The 19,073-nt window shown below is 48.7% G+C and carries 19 protein-coding genes; 9 read left to right on the forward strand and 10 right to left on the reverse strand.

What is annotated here, in order from left to right:
- Nucleotides 1-158: 158 nt before the first annotated feature.
- The 4 genes from BIZ39_RS02955 (at nucleotide 159) to BIZ39_RS02970 (ending at nucleotide 2,012) form a co-directional block, all read left to right on the forward strand.
- Nucleotides 159-773 (forward strand): hypothetical protein, encoded by a 615-nt coding sequence (locus BIZ39_RS02955; protein WP_187446306.1) that lies wholly within the window; start codon nucleotides 159-161, stop codon nucleotides 771-773.
- A gap of 49 nt (nucleotides 774-822) precedes the next feature.
- Nucleotides 823-1,053 carry a tetratricopeptide repeat protein gene (locus BIZ39_RS22585; protein WP_410369557.1) on the forward strand — a complete coding sequence of 77 codons (231 nt, stop codon included), beginning with the start codon at nucleotides 823-825 and terminating at the stop codon, nucleotides 1,051-1,053.
- Between the two features lie 232 nt (nucleotides 1,054-1,285).
- Nucleotides 1,286-1,456: a sulfotransferase gene (locus tag BIZ39_RS02965; RefSeq protein WP_187446308.1), complete on the forward strand. Its 171-nt coding sequence runs from the start codon at nucleotides 1,286-1,288 to the stop codon at nucleotides 1,454-1,456.
- 10 nt (nucleotides 1,457-1,466) lie between these two features.
- A complete protein-coding gene (locus BIZ39_RS02970) occupies nucleotides 1,467-2,012 on the forward strand; it encodes a sulfotransferase family protein (RefSeq protein WP_187446309.1) in 546 nt (181 codons plus the stop codon).
- Here the strand turns inward: BIZ39_RS02970 and BIZ39_RS02975 are convergent.
- A complete protein-coding gene (locus BIZ39_RS02975; protein ID WP_187446310.1) occupies nucleotides 1,992-2,936 on the reverse strand; it encodes a LysR family transcriptional regulator in 945 nt (314 codons plus the stop codon). The two genes, BIZ39_RS02970 and BIZ39_RS02975, sit on opposite strands and share 21 nt — an antisense overlap.
- 104 nt (nucleotides 2,937-3,040) lie before the next feature.
- Here BIZ39_RS02975 and BIZ39_RS02980 point away from each other — a divergent pair, with 104 nt between their 5' ends.
- The 3 genes from BIZ39_RS02980 (at nucleotide 3,041) to BIZ39_RS02990 (ending at nucleotide 6,845) form a co-directional block, all read left to right on the forward strand.
- Nucleotides 3,041-4,480 (forward strand): NAD-dependent succinate-semialdehyde dehydrogenase, encoded by a 1,440-nt coding sequence (locus BIZ39_RS02980; RefSeq protein WP_316248210.1) that lies wholly within the window; start codon nucleotides 3,041-3,043, stop codon nucleotides 4,478-4,480.
- A 1-nt stretch (nucleotide 4,481) separates the two neighbouring features.
- Nucleotides 4,482-5,771 (forward strand): 4-aminobutyrate--2-oxoglutarate transaminase, encoded by a 1,290-nt coding sequence (gabT, locus tag BIZ39_RS02985; RefSeq protein WP_187446311.1) that lies wholly within the window; start codon nucleotides 4,482-4,484, stop codon nucleotides 5,769-5,771.
- 402 nt (nucleotides 5,772-6,173) lie between these two features.
- Nucleotides 6,174-6,845, forward strand: coding sequence for an OmpW/AlkL family protein (locus tag BIZ39_RS02990; protein ID WP_187446312.1), 672 nt, complete (start codon nucleotides 6,174-6,176; stop codon nucleotides 6,843-6,845).
- Nucleotides 6,846-7,080: 235 nt separating this feature from the next.
- Here BIZ39_RS02990 and BIZ39_RS02995 read toward each other — a convergent pair whose 3' ends face one another.
- Entirely contained in the window at nucleotides 7,081-7,284 is a 204-nt protein-coding gene (locus tag BIZ39_RS02995) for a hypothetical protein (protein ID WP_049587116.1), read from the reverse strand.
- Nucleotides 7,285-7,540: 256 nt separating this feature from the next.
- Here BIZ39_RS02995 and BIZ39_RS03000 point away from each other — a divergent pair, with 256 nt between their 5' ends.
- Nucleotides 7,541-9,919, forward strand: a complete 2,379-nt coding sequence (locus tag BIZ39_RS03000) for a TOTE conflict system archaeo-eukaryotic primase domain-containing protein (protein WP_187446313.1) — start codon at nucleotides 7,541-7,543, stop codon at nucleotides 9,917-9,919.
- A gap of 102 nt (nucleotides 9,920-10,021) precedes the next feature.
- Here BIZ39_RS03000 and BIZ39_RS03005 read toward each other — a convergent pair whose 3' ends face one another.
- Nucleotides 10,022-10,222 carry a peptide chain release factor family protein gene (locus tag BIZ39_RS03005; RefSeq protein ID WP_152910877.1) on the reverse strand — a complete coding sequence of 67 codons (201 nt, stop codon included), beginning with the start codon at nucleotides 10,220-10,222 and terminating at the stop codon, nucleotides 10,022-10,024.
- A 10-nt stretch (nucleotides 10,223-10,232) separates the two neighbouring features.
- A complete protein-coding gene (locus BIZ39_RS03010) occupies nucleotides 10,233-10,520 on the reverse strand; it encodes a hypothetical protein (protein WP_187446314.1) in 288 nt (95 codons plus the stop codon).
- Nucleotides 10,521-11,391: 871 nt separating this feature from the next.
- Here BIZ39_RS03010 and BIZ39_RS03015 point away from each other — a divergent pair.
- Entirely contained in the window at nucleotides 11,392-12,420 is a 1,029-nt protein-coding gene (locus tag BIZ39_RS03015) for an Abi family protein (protein ID WP_049587122.1), read from the forward strand.
- Between the two features lie 182 nt (nucleotides 12,421-12,602).
- Here the strand turns inward: BIZ39_RS03015 and BIZ39_RS03020 are convergent, their stop codons facing one another.
- The 6 genes from BIZ39_RS03020 to BIZ39_RS03045 all read right to left on the reverse strand — a co-directional run bounded on the left by BIZ39_RS03020 (nucleotide 12,603) and on the right by BIZ39_RS03045 (nucleotide 19,073).
- Nucleotides 12,603-13,784 (reverse strand): NAD(P)/FAD-dependent oxidoreductase, encoded by a 1,182-nt coding sequence (locus tag BIZ39_RS03020; protein ID WP_187446315.1) that lies wholly within the window; start codon nucleotides 13,782-13,784, stop codon nucleotides 12,603-12,605.
- Nucleotides 13,785-13,786: 2 nt separating this feature from the next.
- A complete protein-coding gene (locus BIZ39_RS03025; RefSeq protein ID WP_156085723.1) occupies nucleotides 13,787-14,818 on the reverse strand; it encodes an ABC transporter ATP-binding protein in 1,032 nt (343 codons plus the stop codon).
- A complete protein-coding gene (locus tag BIZ39_RS03030) occupies nucleotides 14,818-16,338 on the reverse strand; it encodes an ABC transporter permease (RefSeq protein ID WP_187446316.1) in 1,521 nt (506 codons plus the stop codon). The genes BIZ39_RS03025 and BIZ39_RS03030 overlap by 1 nt, the downstream gene beginning before the upstream one ends.
- Nucleotides 16,335-17,369: an extracellular solute-binding protein gene (locus tag BIZ39_RS03035; RefSeq protein ID WP_061093923.1), complete on the reverse strand. Its 1,035-nt coding sequence runs from the start codon at nucleotides 17,367-17,369 to the stop codon at nucleotides 16,335-16,337. Before BIZ39_RS03035 ends, BIZ39_RS03030 begins: the two co-directional genes overlap by 4 nt.
- A gap of 9 nt (nucleotides 17,370-17,378) precedes the next feature.
- Entirely contained in the window at nucleotides 17,379-18,188 is an 810-nt protein-coding gene (locus tag BIZ39_RS03040) for a hypothetical protein (protein WP_014947811.1), read from the reverse strand.
- A 411-nt stretch (nucleotides 18,189-18,599) separates the two neighbouring features.
- On the reverse strand, nucleotides 18,600-19,073 hold the full coding sequence (locus BIZ39_RS03045) for a peroxiredoxin (RefSeq protein ID WP_187446317.1): 474 nt from the start codon (nucleotides 19,071-19,073) through the stop codon (nucleotides 18,600-18,602).

The raw sequence follows: 19,073 nt of genomic DNA on the forward strand, positions 1-19,073 counted from the left end.
TCAAGGCTAGAAGTCAATTGACTTCACGAAAAAGCCGAATATATGGCAGCAATGAATCACGTTATTAAATCAACACGGTGTCTTGCAATCGGAGAGGGTACATATATGGTGTAAAGGGCAATACCGGCGAAACTTTCTATGCATTAACACTGTATCGCATGGACTGGGACGATCCGCAGCTTAACGTCACTACGCCGAACTGGGGATTTTATGCTGCGGTTAACGGTGAATCAGCACGCACCCAGGCGGTGGAATTTGAAACCCGGGGTTATCTGACCGATATACTACAATACGGTGTGCAGTACGCCTATACGGATGCAGAGCTGACGGACGATCTTTATATCCCCGCCGATACACCAGACAGCCCAAGCGAAGTCTTGCGGGCGGTCAACGGCGAGCGGTTGCCCAGCACCGCAGAACACACCTTCAGTGCAAATTTAGAACACTACTACGAGATGGACGGCGAGTATTACCTGCTAAGAAGAGCGAGTGCTCACTACCAGTATGACTCTCGTAATTCTCTGGGTGATGATCCGGTGTTCGACGTCATGCTGCCGTCGTTCTGGATTGCCAATCTGAGTACGACATTGCACGCGACGAACTGGAACGCTACTGTATACGTGAAAAATGTATTCAATGAAGAGGGCGTCACCGGCGTGCTGTCTGAAGGATATATGGGAACGGATCCGGAAGATAATTTCTACGGAAACGCGTCTAAATCCTATATTACTCAACCTCGCTCTATCAGTATTGCTTTGCAGTATCAGTTCTAGGAGCTTGTAGTTGGAACATCTTATCCGGCCTCATCTTGAGGCCGGTAGTTTGATAAAGGCGCAGCAGGCAATCCAGTGCTATCTGGAGGGTCTTACGTCGCCCGAGCCCCAGCAGCTTGCAGAGGCGGCATACTGGAGTTGCCAGGCCAATGATTTTTGCTCGGCAGCGGATCTATATCAGCGAGTCTGTGAACAAGCGCCAGACCATCCCACCTATCACTATAATCTTGCGACTACGTTGCGTATGAATGGCGACATTGAGGGGGCTGAAGCGGCATAGCCCCAATGATGTGGAAGCATATTGCTTACTGGTGCATTTACGCAGCCAGGAAGCGGATGCGAAACGGATCGCATCGCTGGGTCAACTCACCGATGAGGCAATGCCGCCCAAACAACGGGTACATGCCTGGTATGCACTCGGCAAAATGTATGATGATACCGGGTAGAATGACGCCTACTTTGATGCCTATGCTTCCGGGGCCAGTCATCGTCGTCGCTATCTGAAGTACGCAGTGGCGCAGGATGAAGCCATCATGCAGGCAATTACTGATACCTTTACAGACGCCTGGTGTGCTGAGACCGCGTCGGTTAATCAGGGCAAGGGGATGACGTTTATTGTCGGAATGCCACGCAGCGGCACCACGCTGGTGGAAAAACTGCTAGGCGCGCGCGGCAAGCTGTGACGTCGCGGCGATGGGACAGCGTTATCTGACTGCGGTCAGCGGCTACCGACAGGAAAACACCATGCTGACCGACAAGCTACCACTGAATTTTCTGTACCTGGGTCTGATTCACAAAGCATTACCACAGGCACGCATCATTCATGTTGAGCGCCAGCCAATGGACACCTTATGGTCGGTGTATAAACACCTGTTCACCCATGCGTATCAGTTTTCCTACAATCTGGAAGAGATTGCTGGCTACTATAGTGCCTACCGCCGGTTAATGACGCACTGGCAGACGCTACTGGGTGACAGCATACTTAATGTGAGCTACGAAGCACTGGTTGCCGACCCGACCGCAGAAACCAGACGCATCACCAACTTTTGCGACATTCCGTACGATCCCGCGTGCCTCAATTTTTACCAGCGCGAGACCCAGGTTACAACCGGCAGCGCGGTGCAGGTCAGGCAACCTGTCAACGATCGCAGCGTTGGCCAGTGGAAACGGTTTTCATCACAACTGGCGGGTGTCAGAGACACGCTGATCGGTACCGGATTACTCGACGAATCCATCTGACCAGGCGTCACTTTGCTGGATATGCTGGTTTAGCACGCGGCAAAACAACGCCACTTTTTTGGGTTCAGCCGGGACCTGCTTACGCACCAGTGATTGCGCAAAATTGTACTGATAACGTGCCGGGCAGAGTAATCTGAACTCCCCGCCTCGCAACTCTTTGTGTACATAACTGCCCGGCAAATAGCCAATAAAGCGCCCGGACGCAATCAGTGCCTTACGCGAATCAAACTGATAGGCGTGGGCCCCCGGGGTAAGTTTTTTAAGCTGCTCACGGCCTTGCTGGCTGATCTCTACGCCAGGCACCACTGCCGGATATTCGGCAATGGTAGTATCAGTGATGGCGTCATCGCTTAACGCAAACAGCGGGTGAGTACGGGCGCAGCACAGGTAAATAGGCTCATTCAGTGTGTCGATATAGCTCAGGCCCGCCATTTTCCGGTAGCCCGGAAAAATCCCCACGTGCGCTCTGTCTTTTAACAGTGCCTGTTCAATGTTTTCAATGCGATCGCCATCCAGCGTGATACTCAGTCCCGGTGCCTCTGCCATCAGTGTCTTAATGGTGTTTGCTATGAGCCTGTGCCGTGCGTCATCCAGGACATCGGAATGCAATACCACCAGTGGCCCTGAAATTTCATCACTGAGTTGCGAAACCGCGTGAGAAAAATCGCCCAGTGCTGAAAAAAGCGGAAGACAGGCCTGATACACAGTTTGCCCGTCAGGCGTTAACACAAAGCCGCCGCGGCCACGATGGCACAGGGTCAGCCGCATGCGGGTTTCCAGATTGTTCATGTGCACGCTTATGGTTGAGCGGGTAATGCCCAGCTCGTCTTCGGCGGCAGCGAACCCGCCATTTTCTACCACTGATTTAAACACCTTCAGCAGCTTGAGATCATATTCTGTAATGGCTCTGCCAGCAATTTTCAAAAGTTTTATTCCATCAAACTAAAAATTTAATGTTTGTTATTTAACAATCTTATTCCGGCTGTTTCAATAGCGTTATCACAAAAGCACATCAACAGGAGAAGCGTGTGGCAAGTGCATACCAAACACTGATTATGCCGGGGTCGTTGATCAACGGACACTGGCATAAAAGCGAACAGACATTTGCAGTCAGAAATAAGGCCAACGGCGAGACCGTGGCAACCATCAGCAATGCGCAACCTGCGGATATGGAGTCTGCGATTAGCCATGCGACAGAGGCGTTCGCCGACTGGCGCAACACCACGGGCGCAGAGCGCAGCCGCCTGCTCATGGCCTGGTATACCAAACTGGCCGAACACCGGGATGCACTGGCAACGCTGTTAACCCTGGAACAGGGCAAGCCGCTGGCCGAAGCCAGGGGGGAAATCGACTATGGCGCAGGCTATGTGCGCTGGTTTGCCGGTGAAGCAGAGCGTATTTATGGCGACCTATCCGATGGTCTGCACAACGGACAGAGAGTGAAGGTGATAAAAAAACCGGTCGGCGTGGTAGGGGCCATTACGCCCTGGAACTTCCCCAATGCGATGATCGCCAGAAAGGCGGCCGCTGCGCTGGCAGCGGGCTGCACGTTTGTCGGGCGTCCCGCATCAGAAACACCCTTAAGTGCACTGGCCATGGCTAAACTGGGTCAGGACGCCGGGATCCCTGACGGCGTACTGAACATGGTGACCGGTACTGACGCACGGAAGCTCGGCAAAGTGCTCACCCAGTCACCGCGGGTGGCGAAATTTTCCTTTACCGGATCAACGCAGGTCGGGCAGCAACTGATTCAGGACTGTGCGTCAACGGTGAAGCGGGTTTCTATGGAATTGGGAGGCAACGCCCCGTTTATCGTGTTTGATGACGCCGATATTGATGCAGCAGTTAACGGTGCCATGCTGGCTAAGTTCAGAAATGCTGGGCAAACCTGTGTGTGTGCCAATCGCTTTTTGGTGCACCGGAAGTGTCACGATGCGTTTGTCAGCGCGCTGACAGAGAAAATGCGCACGCTGACCGTCGGTGATGGATTAGAAGCCGCGGACATGGGGCCACTCATAAGCGAGCAGGCCGCAAACCACGTGGATGAACTGGTGCATCAGGCCATTAACCAGGGCGCCACCCATCATTATTCCCGCGCATGGGACAAGACCGCGTTCTATCCGCCCACCCTGTTAACCGGCGTTACCCCCTCGATGCTCATTTTTAATCAGGAGATTTTTGGCCCGGTTGTTACGGTCACGTCCTTTGATGACGAAAAGGACGCGATAACGCTGGCTAATCACACCGAATACGGACTGGCGGCCTACCTCTATACCCAGGATTATACGCGCATGCGCCGCGTAGCCGACCAGCTTGATGTGGGCATGGTGGGCATTAATGACGCCGCGATTTCCAACCCGGCTGCGCCGTTTGGCGGCGTTAAACAATCCGGTTTCGGTCGCGAAGGTTCGAAATACGGACTGGACGATTACCTTTCACTTCAATACCGCTGTCTGGGAGGATACTAGTATGGCGACCAATCTATCACTACAACAACGCAAACGGGCGGTGTTTGCCAACGGTCAGGGCAACCTTTATCCGGTGTATGTGTCTCACGCCAAAAACGCCGAGGTCTGGGACGTTGAAGGACACCGCTATCTGGATTTTGGTACCGGTATTGCTGTATGCAACACCGGCCATGCCCACCCCGCGCTGGTTGAGGCGGTCACGGAACAAATGGAGAATTTCAGCCATAGCTGCGTGATGGTAAACCCCTACGAAAGTGCGGTGGCACTGGCAGAAAAGCTCACCGAACTGGCGCCGGGGAACAGCCCCAAAAAGGCCATGTTCGTTACCACGGGCGCAGAAGCGGTGGAAAATGCGGTTAAAATTGCCCGCGCCCATACCGGACGTCGGGGTGTGATTGCGTTTAACGGCGGCTTTCATGGCCGCACCAATCTCACTATGGGGCTGACCGGCAAGGTTACGCCCTATAAAGACCACTTCGGACCGTTTCCGGGCGAGATTTATCACGCACCGTATCCCAATCCACTGCATGGCATTAGCGACGAGCAAAGCCTGGCCGCGCTCAGCACCTTGATGAAAGTGGATATTTCGCCGCGCGACGTGGCGGCGATTATCATCGAGCCTATACAGGGTGAAGGCGGCTTTTACATCGCCTCGCCGACCTTTATGCGTGCGCTGAAGGCCCTGTGCGAAGAACACGGAATCCTACTCATTTGTGATGAAATACAGTCTGGTTTTGCCCGTACCGGGCATATGTTTCATACAGAAGTGGCGGGGATTGAGCCGGACCTGATGACCATGGCAAAAGGGATCGCCGGTGGTATTCCTATTTCTGCAGTCGTGGGTAAGGCCGAGGTCATGGATACCGCGCCGGTTGGCGGACTGGGCGGTACCTATGGCGGCTCGCCGCTGGGCTGCGCGGCAGGCCTTGCCGTGCTCGACGTGATTGAACAGGAGAAGCTCACAGAGCGGGCAATCATGATTGAACGGCGTTTTATGGAATCACTTAACGCACTGAAAACACGCTACCCCGAGGTGGTCGCCGACGTACGCGGGCACGGCGCGATGATCGCGCTGGAGCTAATGACCGACGGCAGTGTTTCGACGCCTAACCCGGCACTCACCAAAGCCATTATCGGCAAGGCACTGGACTATGGCCTGATCCTGCTGGCCTGTGGCTTTTACGGCAATGTCATTCGCTTTTTACCGCCGCTGACGATTCCCGAGGCGCACTTACAGGAAGGACTGTCGCAGTTTAATGCGCTGTTTGATGAGGTTATGGGCGACGAATAGCCGGTAAAATTTGCTGACGTTGGTTATAAAAAGCGAGCCCCCAGCGAAAATTATTAAGATGCTGGGGGATGGCGTTAACCTGGTAATGTCTAATAAGAGAAATTCGTGTCGATTACCTGGTGCCCAGGGGCAGGAGGGGCATCAACCGGCTGAGTTAAATCAAAGTCTACGCGGAATTCTCTTCCCTCACGTACAAGCTGGTAACTGAAACTGTCTGGATAGACAAATATCTTCCAGATATTGTTGAGCGATTGCGGCAGACCTTTCTAGGGAAGATGCGAATACCGTGTGAGCGAATTTTTAGGCGTAGGCTTTTAATCTAATGTTAATCTTCTAGAAAGTTCTTTTTAAGTAAGTCTGTTTAGTCTTATCTGTGTTTAATTATCAGACTGAGAGACTACGATGAAAAACTTAGCTTTAGCACTAACCGCCCTTCCCTTTATTGCTTCAGCATCCAGTGCAGTTGCATTTGAAAAAGGCGACATTCTCGTCCGAGGTGGCTTTGCCACGGTTGCACCTGATGAATCGTCTTCAAACATTAACGTGGGTGACGACTTGGGCTTTGGCCTGAACATTGATAACAACACGCAATTGGGCCTCACCGCGGCCTATTTCATCACGGATAGAGTTAACGTAGAAGTATTAGCCGCAACACCGTTCACACATGACGTTAATTTCGCTATCGATAACCCATTAGGAACAGGTAACCAGCTAGGCGAAGTAACCCACCTTCCGCCCACAGTGACGGTTGACTATTACTTTAACGATCCATCAAGTGCTTTTCAGCCCTATGTGGGTGCGGGCCTAAACTATACGTTTATTTATGACGAGCAATTTACGGGAGCTAATGAAGAGGCAGGGCTTAGTGACTTATCTCTAGATAACTCGTTTGGCTTAGCCGCACAAGTGGGAATAGACTATCAGTTAAGCGAAAGATGGTTTTTGAATGCCGCCGTTCGTTGGATAGATATAGACACAGAAGCAAGCTTCAACCTAGGTGATACCCGGGGCTCTGTGAGCGCTATTGAAATAGACCCCTTTGTCTATGCTATTTCGCTAGGTTACCGGTTTTAGTAACCGTTTAGTTCTTTGATTTCCGCAAAGTGTACGACAATTTGGAGCGTGGTGAGGTTCTTGAGCTGAAGTAATTATAACGAAGACAGATGAAATTAGAGCGAAGACGAACTAACTCATATCAATACCATACAAATCCATACAATGTTGAATATTAATGGATTATGTCTTTGTCTTCGTTTTTTAATCCGCTATGTTGCTCTCTCTTCTGTTATTTAGTCCAGTTTTCGTTGGATTACTCTTCAACAGTAACAAGTTTTGAAATGTTATAGCGATCTAGGTCGTCTCTAATTTCGGTAGTAATATCGAGGTATAGAGTAGGGCTTTTTATAAAATCTTCCCACTTAATGGACTGAATGTATGAGTGTCTACCTGTATAGACTGTTCCACCAACATGTTCATCACACTCTTGTAAATCTGGATATTTTTTATTAAACATATTCCTTCTTTATGCGCCATGACGGCCAAAATCGCGGTTGACGGTCTTTTTCCCCTGAACGTGCCCGTTATCGCACTTTTCGCAAACTCACCGACCACCCTCTGGCGCTGCCCCAAGAAACGCAATGGATGCCTCAGCGCTGGGATAGCGCATTCGTGATAAGCTCCAAGTCTAAGGTGGAGCACACTTGCTTAAACCGTGAAGCGCTCCTTTCCCACAACGGGCCTATGCCAAACGATAATGGAGCTTGAGTAGCATGACAATCCCGGGAGCCCAGGCGCGGCTGGCGCAAATCGTCGAAGCGCTGGCGCGATTGGAAGAACAAAAAACGGCGTTGCTTAATGAACGTAGTGCGCTTTTGCAACAAAGTATGGCGCATCAAGCACAGTACTTCAGTCAATCTGAGACACCCGAGGCCAAGGTTGCCCTGTTTAAGCAATACTTTCGCGGACGCGAAGATGTCTACCCCTTCCGCTGGGAGTCTAAGCAAGGCAAAGCCGGATACAGCCCTTCCTGTGCCAATGAATGGCAAGCTGGGATCTGCAACAAGCCCAAAACGGCATGTTCAGAATGTGCCCACCAAGCCTTCCATCGCTTTGATGACAGTGCCATTAATGCCCATCTTCGAGGGCAACGCACGATTGGGATCTACCCGTTAACGGCGCAAAATGAATGTTACCTGTTAGCGTTTGACTTCGATAAAACGGACTGGTTTGAGGCAATATCGGCACTGCGAAACGTGTGTGAGTCACTGTCTATTGGCTACTTAGTTGAGCGTTCCCGTAGTGGACAAGGCGGTCATTTATGGCTCTTTTTTGAAAAAGCGACAGACGCAAAATCCTCACGCCAATTGGGCACAGCGTTGCTCAATCTGACCATGGACACATACCCGGCCCTTAACTTTGACTGTTTTGACCGCATGTTTCCCAACCAAGATGTCTTACCCAGCGGCGGGATGGGGAACCTCATTGCATTACCGTTACAAAAGCAGCCTCGCTTGTCGGGAAACGCCTGCTTTATTGATACTGACGGGGGTGTTGTCGAAGATCAATGGCAAGCACTGGCGGCGACGGGCAAACTATCACCTGACACTATACGGCAACTACTCGAGCGTCTCGCCGATTATGTGGACGTGGAACCGCAAGTCGCCGAGTTAAAACCCTGGGAAAAATCGACGACCCTTAATACGCCCAAAATTGACGACTGCCCCGCGACAATCGACATCGTCGTGGCTGACAAGCTGTATATTGCTATTGCGGTTTTACCCAACAAACTGGTCGCAACGTTAAAGAAGTTAGCGGTGTTTGCCAATCCTGAATTTTTTAAACGCCAGGCGATGCGATTTTCAACGATTGGCGTACCTCGCTATCTGTGTGCGGCGCACATTGAATCGGGCTATCTGCACCTGCCCAGAGGACTAAAAGGACAAGTTGAAGCGTTACTGGAACAACAGGCTTGTACTATCCGATATCAGGATAAACGCTATGCTGGTCAGCGACTCCCGGCCCTGCGTTTTGAGGGCACGCTTCGCAGCCAGCAAGCGAAAGCGCTAAAAGCCTTACTGGAGAATGAACATGGACTGGTCATTGCGAATACGGGGTTTGGTAAGACCGTTGTTGCACTGGCATTAATCGCCAAACGCGCAGTCAATACATTGGTATTAGTGCACAATAAGGCGCTGGCGGAACAATGGATTGAGCGATGCAAGATATTCCTCAAAGACGCTGAGATGGGATCTCTCCTGGGCGGGAAGGATAAACTAAACGGACGGATCGACGTCGCGACGTATCAAAGCCTGATCAGTAGAAATGGCATTGATATTCATGACAAAGTAGATAGCTATGGGCAAATTATTGTCGATGAATGCCATCACATTCCGGCCTCAAACTATGAAACGTTGTTAAAGAACGTCGCGCCTCAATTCTTGGTTGGCTTTACCGCGACGCCCAAAAGACAAGATGGGTTGGAAAAGCTAATGTATTTTCAACTTGGTGCGGTGTTATTTGAGTCTAAACCAGCGTCGTTAACATTCAGTCAAACGGCCTATTGCTGCGACACCCAAATCGCTTTTCCAGCGACTTGGGTGGATGGTTCGGAGCCGGTAAAAATCACCCAACTGTATCAATACCTGCAAGATAATGCGTCTCGAAATCAGCTCATCACGCGCAGCATTGCCCAGGCAATAGAAGCCAAGCGTCAATGTCTGGTGCTCAGTGAACGTAAAGAACATATTGCAATACTCAGCGAGCAATTAAATACACAAGGCATCAATACCATTGAGCTGCATGGTGGTGTGAGTACTAAGATCCGTAAACAGCGGATTGAACTGATTCAGAAGGGATTACCTGAAAGGACTGTCATCATTGCGACGGGTAAATATGTGGGGGAAGGCTTTGACCTGCCTTATCTGGATACCTTGTTTTTGGCCCTCCCAATTTCCTGGAAAGGGATTGTTGCCCAGTACGCTGGCCGTATTCAGCGTCACCACCCAAATAAAACAGAGGTCACGGTGCACGATTATGTTGATGACTTTCCCATGTTACAACGAATGTGGAAAAAGCGTGCCAATGGATATAAGGCCGTTGGGTACAGTGTCAAAAAGATCGGTAGCGGCACAACTAACAAGCTTCTTTGACCCAGAATGCTAATCCATGTTTATCTAACTGGCTGCATAATTCGAAGTGTACCCCGTGGTATTTTTAATTCTTTTCTCGTTGATACCTACGATACATTACCCCTAATCATGAGCCGTTAATCGGCTCGCCAAAATCGCCAGAGCGGCTTGTTGATTGAGATGCTGTGACGGCAATACCACGGAGCGGACAATTAAACCGGTAGGCACATGCAGAACTTCTACCCCGACATGGGTGGCAGCCAAGCGGGTGGTCGGCGATGGGATGATCGTAAAGACCAAATCAGCGGCAAACGACGACGGCATCGGCATGTCCTTACTTTCGCATGCGCTCGACCGTCAGGCCGTGGGCCTGGGCGAATGCTAGGACTTTGCCTTCAGTCGCGACCACATCATGCTGATAGCGACAGCAGAAAGCGATCCAACGTTGTTCCGGTTTGAAGACTGCTCGCACATCATTCAAGCCATGATCAATGCCATATTGAGTGGTATCGATGGGCACGGCCTCATGGACGTGAAAGTGTTCCTGCGCAAACTGGGTCAGCAGAGGGCGAGGCTCCGTGTCTGCACCCACCTTCCATACAAAATTGCAATACACTGTCATGGTGTCTCCTTTATGCTGGGTCGAGGGAAATATCACTGACCCGGATACGTTGCACGGTCACGTGTGCCGCACGCCACTTTGCCAGTTCGCTGTCCAATAACACCCGTTGTAATGAGCGCACGCAGCCCTCTTTGAGTGGATGCAGTATCGAGATCTCCCCATTTGAGGCCGTCCAATGATAGCTACCTTCTTTCGTATGGATAGGTACAGCACCTTGTATTGCGCAGTGAACGCTAATCGAATTGTCATTGAAGAGCGTGACTAGACAAACCTGGGGAGCGGCGTTGTTAGCGGTTAGTGTGTAAAGTAGCCAACCATCGGGGTAAGTGAGCACGTCATGCTATCGTGTCAGTGGTATCTCTCTTTACGCTAGTATAAGGTAAGGATTAGATCAATAGTCTCTTATAAACAATGAGTTAGTATCACTTTGATACTAACTCCCGCACGGACTGTGGTCTGCGGCTATGTGCTTGTTATTACGCTAGAACTTAACATGGACTCGGATAAACGGCTGGTCAATAGGCCCATTTGAAGGGCAACGACTGACGCGTTAAAAGAGGAGAGAGAAGGAGGAGCCACAAGATCGTGGTGTGATTGGGACAGTGTTGTGTTTGCAGGTGCGACCGTTGTATCAGAATGAATTTTTTGTGCTGAATAGGGATTACTGTTTTGCTTTAATATACATGAGGTTATGTTTGAAATTTTCGTTGTGTTGTGAGTTAATACTTTGAAGATAATAGATGAATGTGGTTGACGGGCGGCATGCATATCACTACTATTATAAGCAACACGCCCGCCAAGCCTCTTAACAATGCTCAAATTGTGCGGGCTTTTTTATGCCTGAATTTTACGTCATGGAAGATAAGGCATAATGAATCAATTCAACAAACCCGCGGTTAGTATTACAGAACAAATCGGCATTCTTCAGCACCGCGGTCTAACCATTCAAAATCCAGAACGTGCGGAAAGATATTTAGAAGTAATAAGCTATTTTCGCCTTAGCGCATATATGCGCCCATTCCAAAAGAATATAAACGAACAAGTTGTAGATCATCAATTCAAAGATGGAACTGAATTTAAACAAATAGTGGACTTGTACGCTTTTGATAGAGAATTGCGGCTGCTCATTATGGACGCTATTGAGAGAGTAGAAGTTGCAATCCGAGCTACCTTGAATAACGTTATGGCTAACAAGCATCAAACTGATGATATATGTAGTGGCTCCCACTGGTACTTGAATGAATCATTATTTAAATCCTCATACCAGCACAAACGACTTTTGAAAGAAATCGAAGATAAGCAATCAAAAGAATCCAACGATCTTCAGAGAGATGTAAAAAAGATTGAACGAACTTCCGTTTCTGCCGAAGTTAAAGATCGGCGGATTGAAAGAAGAGTCCGAGAGAATTATGCCCGCTTCTACCAACATACATATGATTCTCCTAAGTTAATGCCAGGTTGGGCGATGGTGGAAGAATTAACTCTTGGGAGTATATCTCACCTATATCGAGGGCTAGCAAAAGATAATGACCGTAAAGATATCGCTAGAAGATTTGACTTACCTCAAGAGGTTCTTGAAAGTTGGTTGCATACGCTAAACTTTGTGAGGAATTGTTGCGCACATCATAGTCGACTTTGGAATCGAGAATTGTCTGTTCAGCCTAAGATTCCAAATGGTGATAATTGGCAGTTGCCAGACAGACTTGAGCCCAGCCAAGTTCAGCCTAAGCGTCGTATTTATATGGTGTTACTTATGTTAGGTCACCTAATGAGGCAGGTTAGTCCAGATAGTCAATGGCATAATAAAGTAAAAGCGCTAGTTACACTTCATCCCGAAGTGCCAAAATTTCCTATGGGCTTTCCAGATGATTGGCTCAACCACGAATTCTTCAGTAGTTAAGTATCGCGAGACATCAAAAACATCTCGATGAAATACGGGTTTTGCAAAGTCCATGTGAGATTCAGTAAAATTATTCATACTAGAATGTCTTCGTTTTAATTTGATATTTATAGAAATCGAATGGGTTTTATTCAGAGGTCTATAAGGCTACTTTGTCTTCGTTTTAGTTAAGCCGGTTCATTCTAAACCACCTGCCCTGCTGCCCAACCACTGCTCCACGCCCACTGGAAGTTAAAGCCACCTAGCCAACCAGTAACGTCAACCACTTCGCCAATGAAGTACAGGCCTTCGACATTTTTCGCCATCATTGTTTTTGATGATAGGTCATTGGTATCTACACCGCCTATAGTAACCTCGGCGGTGCGATATCCTTCTGTGCCGTTTGGCTTTATTTGCCAATTCTTTAGGGTGTCAGCAATGGCGTCGCACTCGCCGTGAGTCAGCTGTTTCACCGGCACGTTGCGCCAACTATGATACTCAATAAGGCTCTGTACCATACGCTTTGGAAATACTTTATTTAAACAGGTGGCAAGCAATGCGTCTGGCGTCTCTGTGCGTGCAGTCTGTAGAACCGCAGTAGCATCATCATTAGGTAGCATGTTGATACTTAAGCTGTCACCCGCTTCCCAATAGCTGGAAATTTGGAGCATGGCAGGGCCGCTTAACCCTCGGTGGGTAAACAACATCGCTTCTTTAAACGTAGTGTCGTTGCAGCTGGCATATACATCAACTGCAATACCGCTAAGCTCTGCCAGTGTGTCTTTATCTTTATCGTGTAAGGTAAAGGGAACAAGTGCTGCACGAGTAGGCAAAACGTTAAGACCAAATTGCTGCGCTACTTTATAGCCAAATGGCGTGGCACCCAGTTTGGGCATGCTTAAACCGCCGGTAGCAATTACAAGGGATTCACATTCATACTCACCATTCGAGGTTGTAAGTGAGTACCCACTTTCAGTCTTCTCTACACTTAGAATGTCGCAACGAGTAGTAATCGTCACATCCGCTTTGTTGCACTCATTAAGCAGTAAATCAACGATCTCTTTGGCGCTATCATCACAAAACAGTTGGCCCAAGGTTTTTTCATGGTAGGCAACGCCATACTCGGCAACCAAGCCAATAAAGTCCCATTGGGTATAGCGACTTAGTGCCGACTTACAAAAGTGAGGGTTTTGCGAAAGAAAGTTTTCAGGGCCTGCATACATGTTAGTGAAGTTACAGCGGCCACCGCCGGACATCAGGATTTTTCGGCCCACTTTTTTGGCGTGATCAAGCACTTCTACGCTGCGTCCACGCGCGCCGGCCTGCGCCGCACAAAAAAGCCCTGCAGCTCCTGCACCAATAACAATTACATCGCGCTTGATCACAATTAACCTCTAGGAAAAACGGCCAATGGATGTGTGGTTATTAGCTGTACGAAGGCGCGAGTACCGGGCTTTATAGCATTTTCGTGGCTTACTCGTACTTTAAGCTCGTCGCCGCAATCTAAGACAACCGCGTAAAGCCGACTTTCGCCTTCGTAGCGTACCCATTCAACCGTACAGTTAGTTTCACTAAGTGTAGCATCTAAGCTTAAATCGTCAGGGCGTACCAACAAGTCTACGTTGCCGCTTGCACCTTGAAGCGGTGTGCCCGGCACATTACCAATATCGGTAACCACTGTTTTGTCTGTATTTGCTGCGCTGCTATCGAACGTCGCACTTAAGAAGCTCGCCTCGCCCATAAAACGCGCCACAAAACGGCTGGCAGGAGAAGAGTAACAGGCTTCAGGTGTGTCTAATTGCTCAAGCACACCTTTATTAAGTATACCCACTCTATCGCCAACGCTTAGCGCCTCTTCTTGATCGTGCGTTACCCAAATAGCAGGTACGCCTGCTTTTTTTAAGGCATCGCGAATTTCCCAGCGCAAGCTGTCTTTTAGCGCAGCATCAAGGTTTGAAAGGGGTTCGTCTAGCAATACAAAGGAAGGCTCGTGAGCTAGCGTTCTTGCTAGCGCAACACGCTGCTTCTGACCGCCCGAAAGGCGAGCTGGTTTGGCGTCGCGAAAATTATCTAAGCCTAATAATTGAAGCCAATGATCGGCAAGCTTAGTGTCTTTTAAACGAAAGCAAACGTTCTGCTGAACGGTAAGATGAGGAAACAACGCAAAGTCTTGAAACACCATACCCACGTTACGCTTTTCAGGCGGAACATGTTTGTTTGCTGTACTCTCCCATTTACCTAGGCTCATAGCACCTTCTGAAATAGGAATAAGCCCAGCCAACGCTTGCAAAATGGTGGTTTTACCGCAGCCGGTTGGCCCCACCAGCATCAGGATTTCGTCTTGTCCAAGCTCAAGATTTAACTTGTCGACAACGCGGGTAGACCCATAATTCACAGACAAATTATTTACACTAAGCATTACGAACGATCATCCTCGGTAACGGTAAACTGGGCTTTTCTTTCGCCCGACAGCATGAGAATTAACCCCACACCTGATAATAAAACAAGTAAAAGCCCTGGCACGGCTGCGCGGCCAAAGTAACCCGCTTCGTAAACTCGCCACATATAGGTAGCTAAGGTTTCAAATCCTGTAGGTCCTAACATAAGCGTTGCAGGTAGTTCGCGCATGGCTTCTAAGAACACAAGCGCTGCACCCGCAATCATACCACGAAGGGTTAACGGCAGCGTAATTCGCATAAATGCCTCACGCGGGCTAGCACCCAGCACGCGAGCAGCTTTTACCAGACCTGAATCAATATTCTCAGCCGTACTTCTTACACTTCCCACAGCAAGTGGGATAAAGCGCAGTACATAAGCCATCACAAGCAGACTTAACGTTTGATAGAGCGCGGGCAACTGCAGGCCAACATAAACAAGGGCTGTCCCCATTACGATACCCGGAACCCCAAAGCCAAAATAAGTAATGCGCTCCATAAAACGTCCAGCTTTTCCGGCAATAGCGGCGTGAGCCACCGGAATGGCTAGCAATACAGCAACAATCGCTGCAATAAATGACGCATGAGCTGAGTTCCACGCATAGCTAAATTCAAAACCGCCGGCGCCTTCTCGCACTAACCACAGCGTAAAAATAGCAAGGGGAAGCACAATAGCCATAAATACCACCGGCATAGTAGCCAGCAACATTAGGTTTCGCTGCCAGCGAGCAGGAAACAACGATAAATGCTTACCTGGGCGCTCTTGAGCGCCACTAATACGACTTTCTATAAATAGAATAAGCCCAACAATAACCATTAGCTGAAGGCTCAGCATGGCGGCTTGACTAAGACCGAAGGCGTTATACTCAACAAAAATAACACGGGTGAAAGTGTCAAAGCCCATTATTGCAGGCGTGCCAAAATCGGATAGTGCATAAAGTGCAGCAAGGAGTGCCCCTGCGGCAACGCTATTCACAACACGCGGTAAAACCACTCGCCATAAGCTTGCGCCTAAGGTTAACCCTAGCGTGCGCGCCGCGTTAACCAAGCTTGCATCCAAACTCAGTAAGCTTGAACGGGTTGTCATCATGACGAATGGATAAGTATAAAGGCTCATGACCAGCGCAGAGCCCCAAAGGCCGCTGATAGGTGGAGTGCTAATTCCCAGTACGTTTTCAATTTCGCCACCTGTGCCAAATGAAAAGTACATCGCAAATGCGCCAATGTAGCTTGGTAGTGCTAATGGCGCGGCAAGTAAAATAAGCCAAAACCGCTTAAATGGCATCTGCACATAAGCGGTTAAAAAGGCAAGCGGCACTCCGATAAGTACAGAGCCAATAATGGTAAGTACCATCAATGACACCGTGTTCGCTAGTACCCTTAGGTTATGGGTATCGAAAAGTTGCGCACTATCTTGAGCTAAAGAAAACAAAACGCCGACGGGCAATAAAGCCATCAGCGCGATAAGAAATGCCAGTGGATACGACTTTGGCCAATTTGTCACAGTACGCCAACTTCCCTCATAAGATTAAGTGTAGGGCGTAAGTCAGCCAGTTTACGAAGGTCCATTTCAGGCGGTGACAGCGTGCTTAGATCAGCTAAGCCTTGCGGCTGTTCAACCCCTTGAACCAGAGGGATTTCGTAGGCTTCGCGAGCAAGATAAGACTGAACTTCGTGTGAAAGCAGGTAACGAATAAAGTTAACCGGCAAGTCACCGTCGCTCAATGCCACAATACCAGACGCATTTACTAGGCAACCTGCGTCGCTTTTACTGTACGCAAGCGCTACGTTTGCATTCGGCTTACCTGATTTAAGGCGAAGGGTATAGTAGTGATTCGCAAAGCCAATATCGACTTCACCACGTTCAACGCCCATCACTACACCAAGTTCACCTGCGTACTTTTTCGAGTGCTTATTAATGCCTTTAAGCCATGATTTAGTGGCTTTATCGCCCTCTAAAATGCGCATTGCCGTGACAAAAGACTGAAACGATGAGTAGGCTGGTGCCCAGCCAATTTTTAAATCGCTGTCGGCTAATGCCATCACGCTTTCAGGGATTTGCTCCGGTTTAACACGCTCAGTGTTATAAGGCAGTGTACGCACACGACCTGTTACCGGTGACCAGCTCGGATACTGAAAATCTTCACGCAGCTGCGCAGTAAGGTCGTCTGGCAACGGCTTAGCCGCGCCAGCATCAGTTACCATGCCAATCGAGCCCGTGTCTACGGCCCAGAAAAGGTCGGCGCGTTTAACGCCTGCCTTAGTCTCAGCTACGATGGTGTTGGCCAATGCCGCAGAGCCGCCGCGTCTTATTTTAAGATTAAGCTTTGGGTTGCGCTTTTCGATGGCCTTTAAAACATTCTCGTACAAGCCGCCTTCACCACGCCCTAAATAAAGTGTGAGATCACCTTCTAATTTAGGCAGTGACTCAACTGACGCACTGCCTGTTTGTGTCATAGCGTGAGCAAAACTAAACGGCAAACCAGATAATGCACCGGCCGCTGCTAAGCCTTGTAAGAATGTTCTACGTTGCATACACCTTCCTTAAAATACGTCTTTACGACTTTGTTCTACTTCAACCAAAAGTGCGCGAGCGCGGTCAAGTTTGGCCTGCATAGACTCTACGACCTTACGAACTGAATCAACGCCAGTGTCTTTTGAGATAGCTTGTGGAAGCGTTACGTTAAAGTCTTTCTCCAAGTCTTCAACCAAAGCTGCATTTTTCGCAATCAAATCACCTTCCACACCTTCAAATCGTTGAAGGTAAGTATCGTGAACGAGTGTAGTTGCTACTTCGTGAAGCTGTTCCGCGTACTTAGCAACAACACGATCAAGACGTGTTTTAATATCGTCGATAACTTCAGGGCCCGTGGTAGGTTCTTTTTCGGTGGTTTGAACCTTGTTCACTAAGCCTTTCTTTTGATACTGGGACGCAAGTTTAACTGCGCCTAACGCCTGCCACAAGGCATGATTTAGCTTCTCTTGCTCTACGCGCACGTCTGCAACAGGCTTGCCTTCATCAATGGCGACTTTCACACCATAAATACCTTGCCAAATAGAGGCGTAAATAGGCACATACTGGGTTTCAATAGCAGAGTGAAAATCCACCTCTTCCCAATACTCAATCAGTGCATCGGTCTTAAGCGATTTATCTTTTGCTTCATACGCATCAACAACACTGCCAAACTTGCTTTCTAACCAATGTACCTCTTCCGTATATTCGCCGATGTGCGCGTGAAGATTGTTCACGTGATCGCCAATGGCACCGTTAGCAAGCGCCTGAGAAGATAGCATCGAGAAAGTGACCGCAGAAGCCAGTACCAAAGCACTCATTTTTTTCAGTGTTGTTGTCATAATTATTCCTAAAACGTTTGTCTTTTCACGCAAATGATACTTATTATCATTAATCAAGTAAAGGTAACTGAACGAGCCCACATGCTAAGTAACGTAGTGTGTTAGCCCTTATTTTTTCTGCACTTTCGACACAGAATACTGCATGTTAGTTCATTAACCTTCACTGAACGTACTGATATTCAACGCTATTTACAGAGCGCCAGATCATACATAGATTACATTTTAATGAAAATCCCGACCAGCATACACATAAGTAAAGAATACCAATTCGCATAGATAGTTGCCCACTCAGAAGGCGCTGGTAATTATCTATGCGGACTGGTATTAACGAATATTCACAAACATCTGAACGAAAAAAGCCCGCAACCTTAGTTGCGGGCTCTTGATATTATTAACGCAGTAATTTCGGTGTTACAGGCTATCTAGCATGGTTTGCGCATCGCTAACGTCGAAACGACCTGGGTCTTCAACGTTTAGCTTTTTCACTTCGCCATCTTCCACAAGCATTGAATAACGTAACGAACGCAAGCCGCCGAAATTGCCCGTGTTCATGTCTAAGCCAATTTGCTTGGTAAAGAAACCATTGCCGTCTGCCAGCATTATGATCTCTTCAGCATTGCTTGCTTTGCCCCATGCATCCATAACAAATGCATCGTTCACGCTTAAGCAAATAATACTATCAATACCTTTGGCTTTAAGCTTATCAGCAAGCGCTACATAGCCCGGTAAGTGGGCTTGAGAACAGGTCGGTGTAAATGCACCGGGTACCGCAAACAATACAACGCGTTTATCCGAAAACAGTTCGTTCGTTCCTGGGTTGGTTATTTCGCCGTTTTCTAAAAGGCTAAAATCTACTTCAGGCAAAGTGCCCCCAACTTGTATCAT

Origin of the sequence: Alteromonas sp. BZK5, assembly GCF_014349115.1 — a bacterium.
Classification (GTDB): Bacteria; Pseudomonadota; Gammaproteobacteria; order Enterobacterales; family Alteromonadaceae; genus Alteromonas; species Alteromonas macleodii.

Excerpts from the sequence above, each read along its gene's own strand:
- BIZ39_RS02955 (WP_187446306.1), top strand. The coding sequence starts at position 159 with ATGGACTGGGACGATCCGCAGCTTAACGTCACTACGCCGAACTGGGGA.
- BIZ39_RS02970 (WP_187446309.1), top strand. The coding sequence starts at position 1,467 with ATGGGACAGCGTTATCTGACTGCGGTCAGCGGCTACCGACAGGAAAAC.
- gabT (WP_187446311.1), top strand. The coding sequence starts at position 4,482 with ATGGCGACCAATCTATCACTACAACAACGCAAACGGGCGGTGTTTGCC.
- BIZ39_RS02990 (WP_187446312.1), top strand. The coding sequence starts at position 6,174 with ATGAAAAACTTAGCTTTAGCACTAACCGCCCTTCCCTTTATTGCTTCA.
- BIZ39_RS02995 (WP_049587116.1), bottom strand. The coding sequence starts at position 7,284 with ATGTTTAATAAAAAATATCCAGATTTACAAGAGTGTGATGAACATGTT.
- BIZ39_RS03000 (WP_187446313.1), top strand. The coding sequence starts at position 7,541 with ATGACAATCCCGGGAGCCCAGGCGCGGCTGGCGCAAATCGTCGAAGCG.
- BIZ39_RS03005 (WP_152910877.1), bottom strand. The coding sequence starts at position 10,222 with ATGCCGTCGTCGTTTGCCGCTGATTTGGTCTTTACGATCATCCCATCG.
- BIZ39_RS03010 (WP_187446314.1), bottom strand. The coding sequence starts at position 10,520 with ATGACAGTGTATTGCAATTTTGTATGGAAGGTGGGTGCAGACACGGAG.
- BIZ39_RS03015 (WP_049587122.1), top strand. The coding sequence starts at position 11,392 with ATGAATCAATTCAACAAACCCGCGGTTAGTATTACAGAACAAATCGGC.
- BIZ39_RS03025 (WP_156085723.1), bottom strand. The coding sequence starts at position 14,818 with ATGCTTAGTGTAAATAATTTGTCTGTGAATTATGGGTCTACCCGCGTT.
- BIZ39_RS03035 (WP_061093923.1), bottom strand. The coding sequence starts at position 17,369 with ATGCAACGTAGAACATTCTTACAAGGCTTAGCAGCGGCCGGTGCATTA.
- BIZ39_RS03040 (WP_014947811.1), bottom strand. The coding sequence starts at position 18,188 with ATGACAACAACACTGAAAAAAATGAGTGCTTTGGTACTGGCTTCTGCG.
- BIZ39_RS03045 (WP_187446317.1), bottom strand. The coding sequence starts at position 19,073 with ATGATACAAGTTGGGGGCACTTTGCCTGAAGTAGATTTTAGCCTTTTA.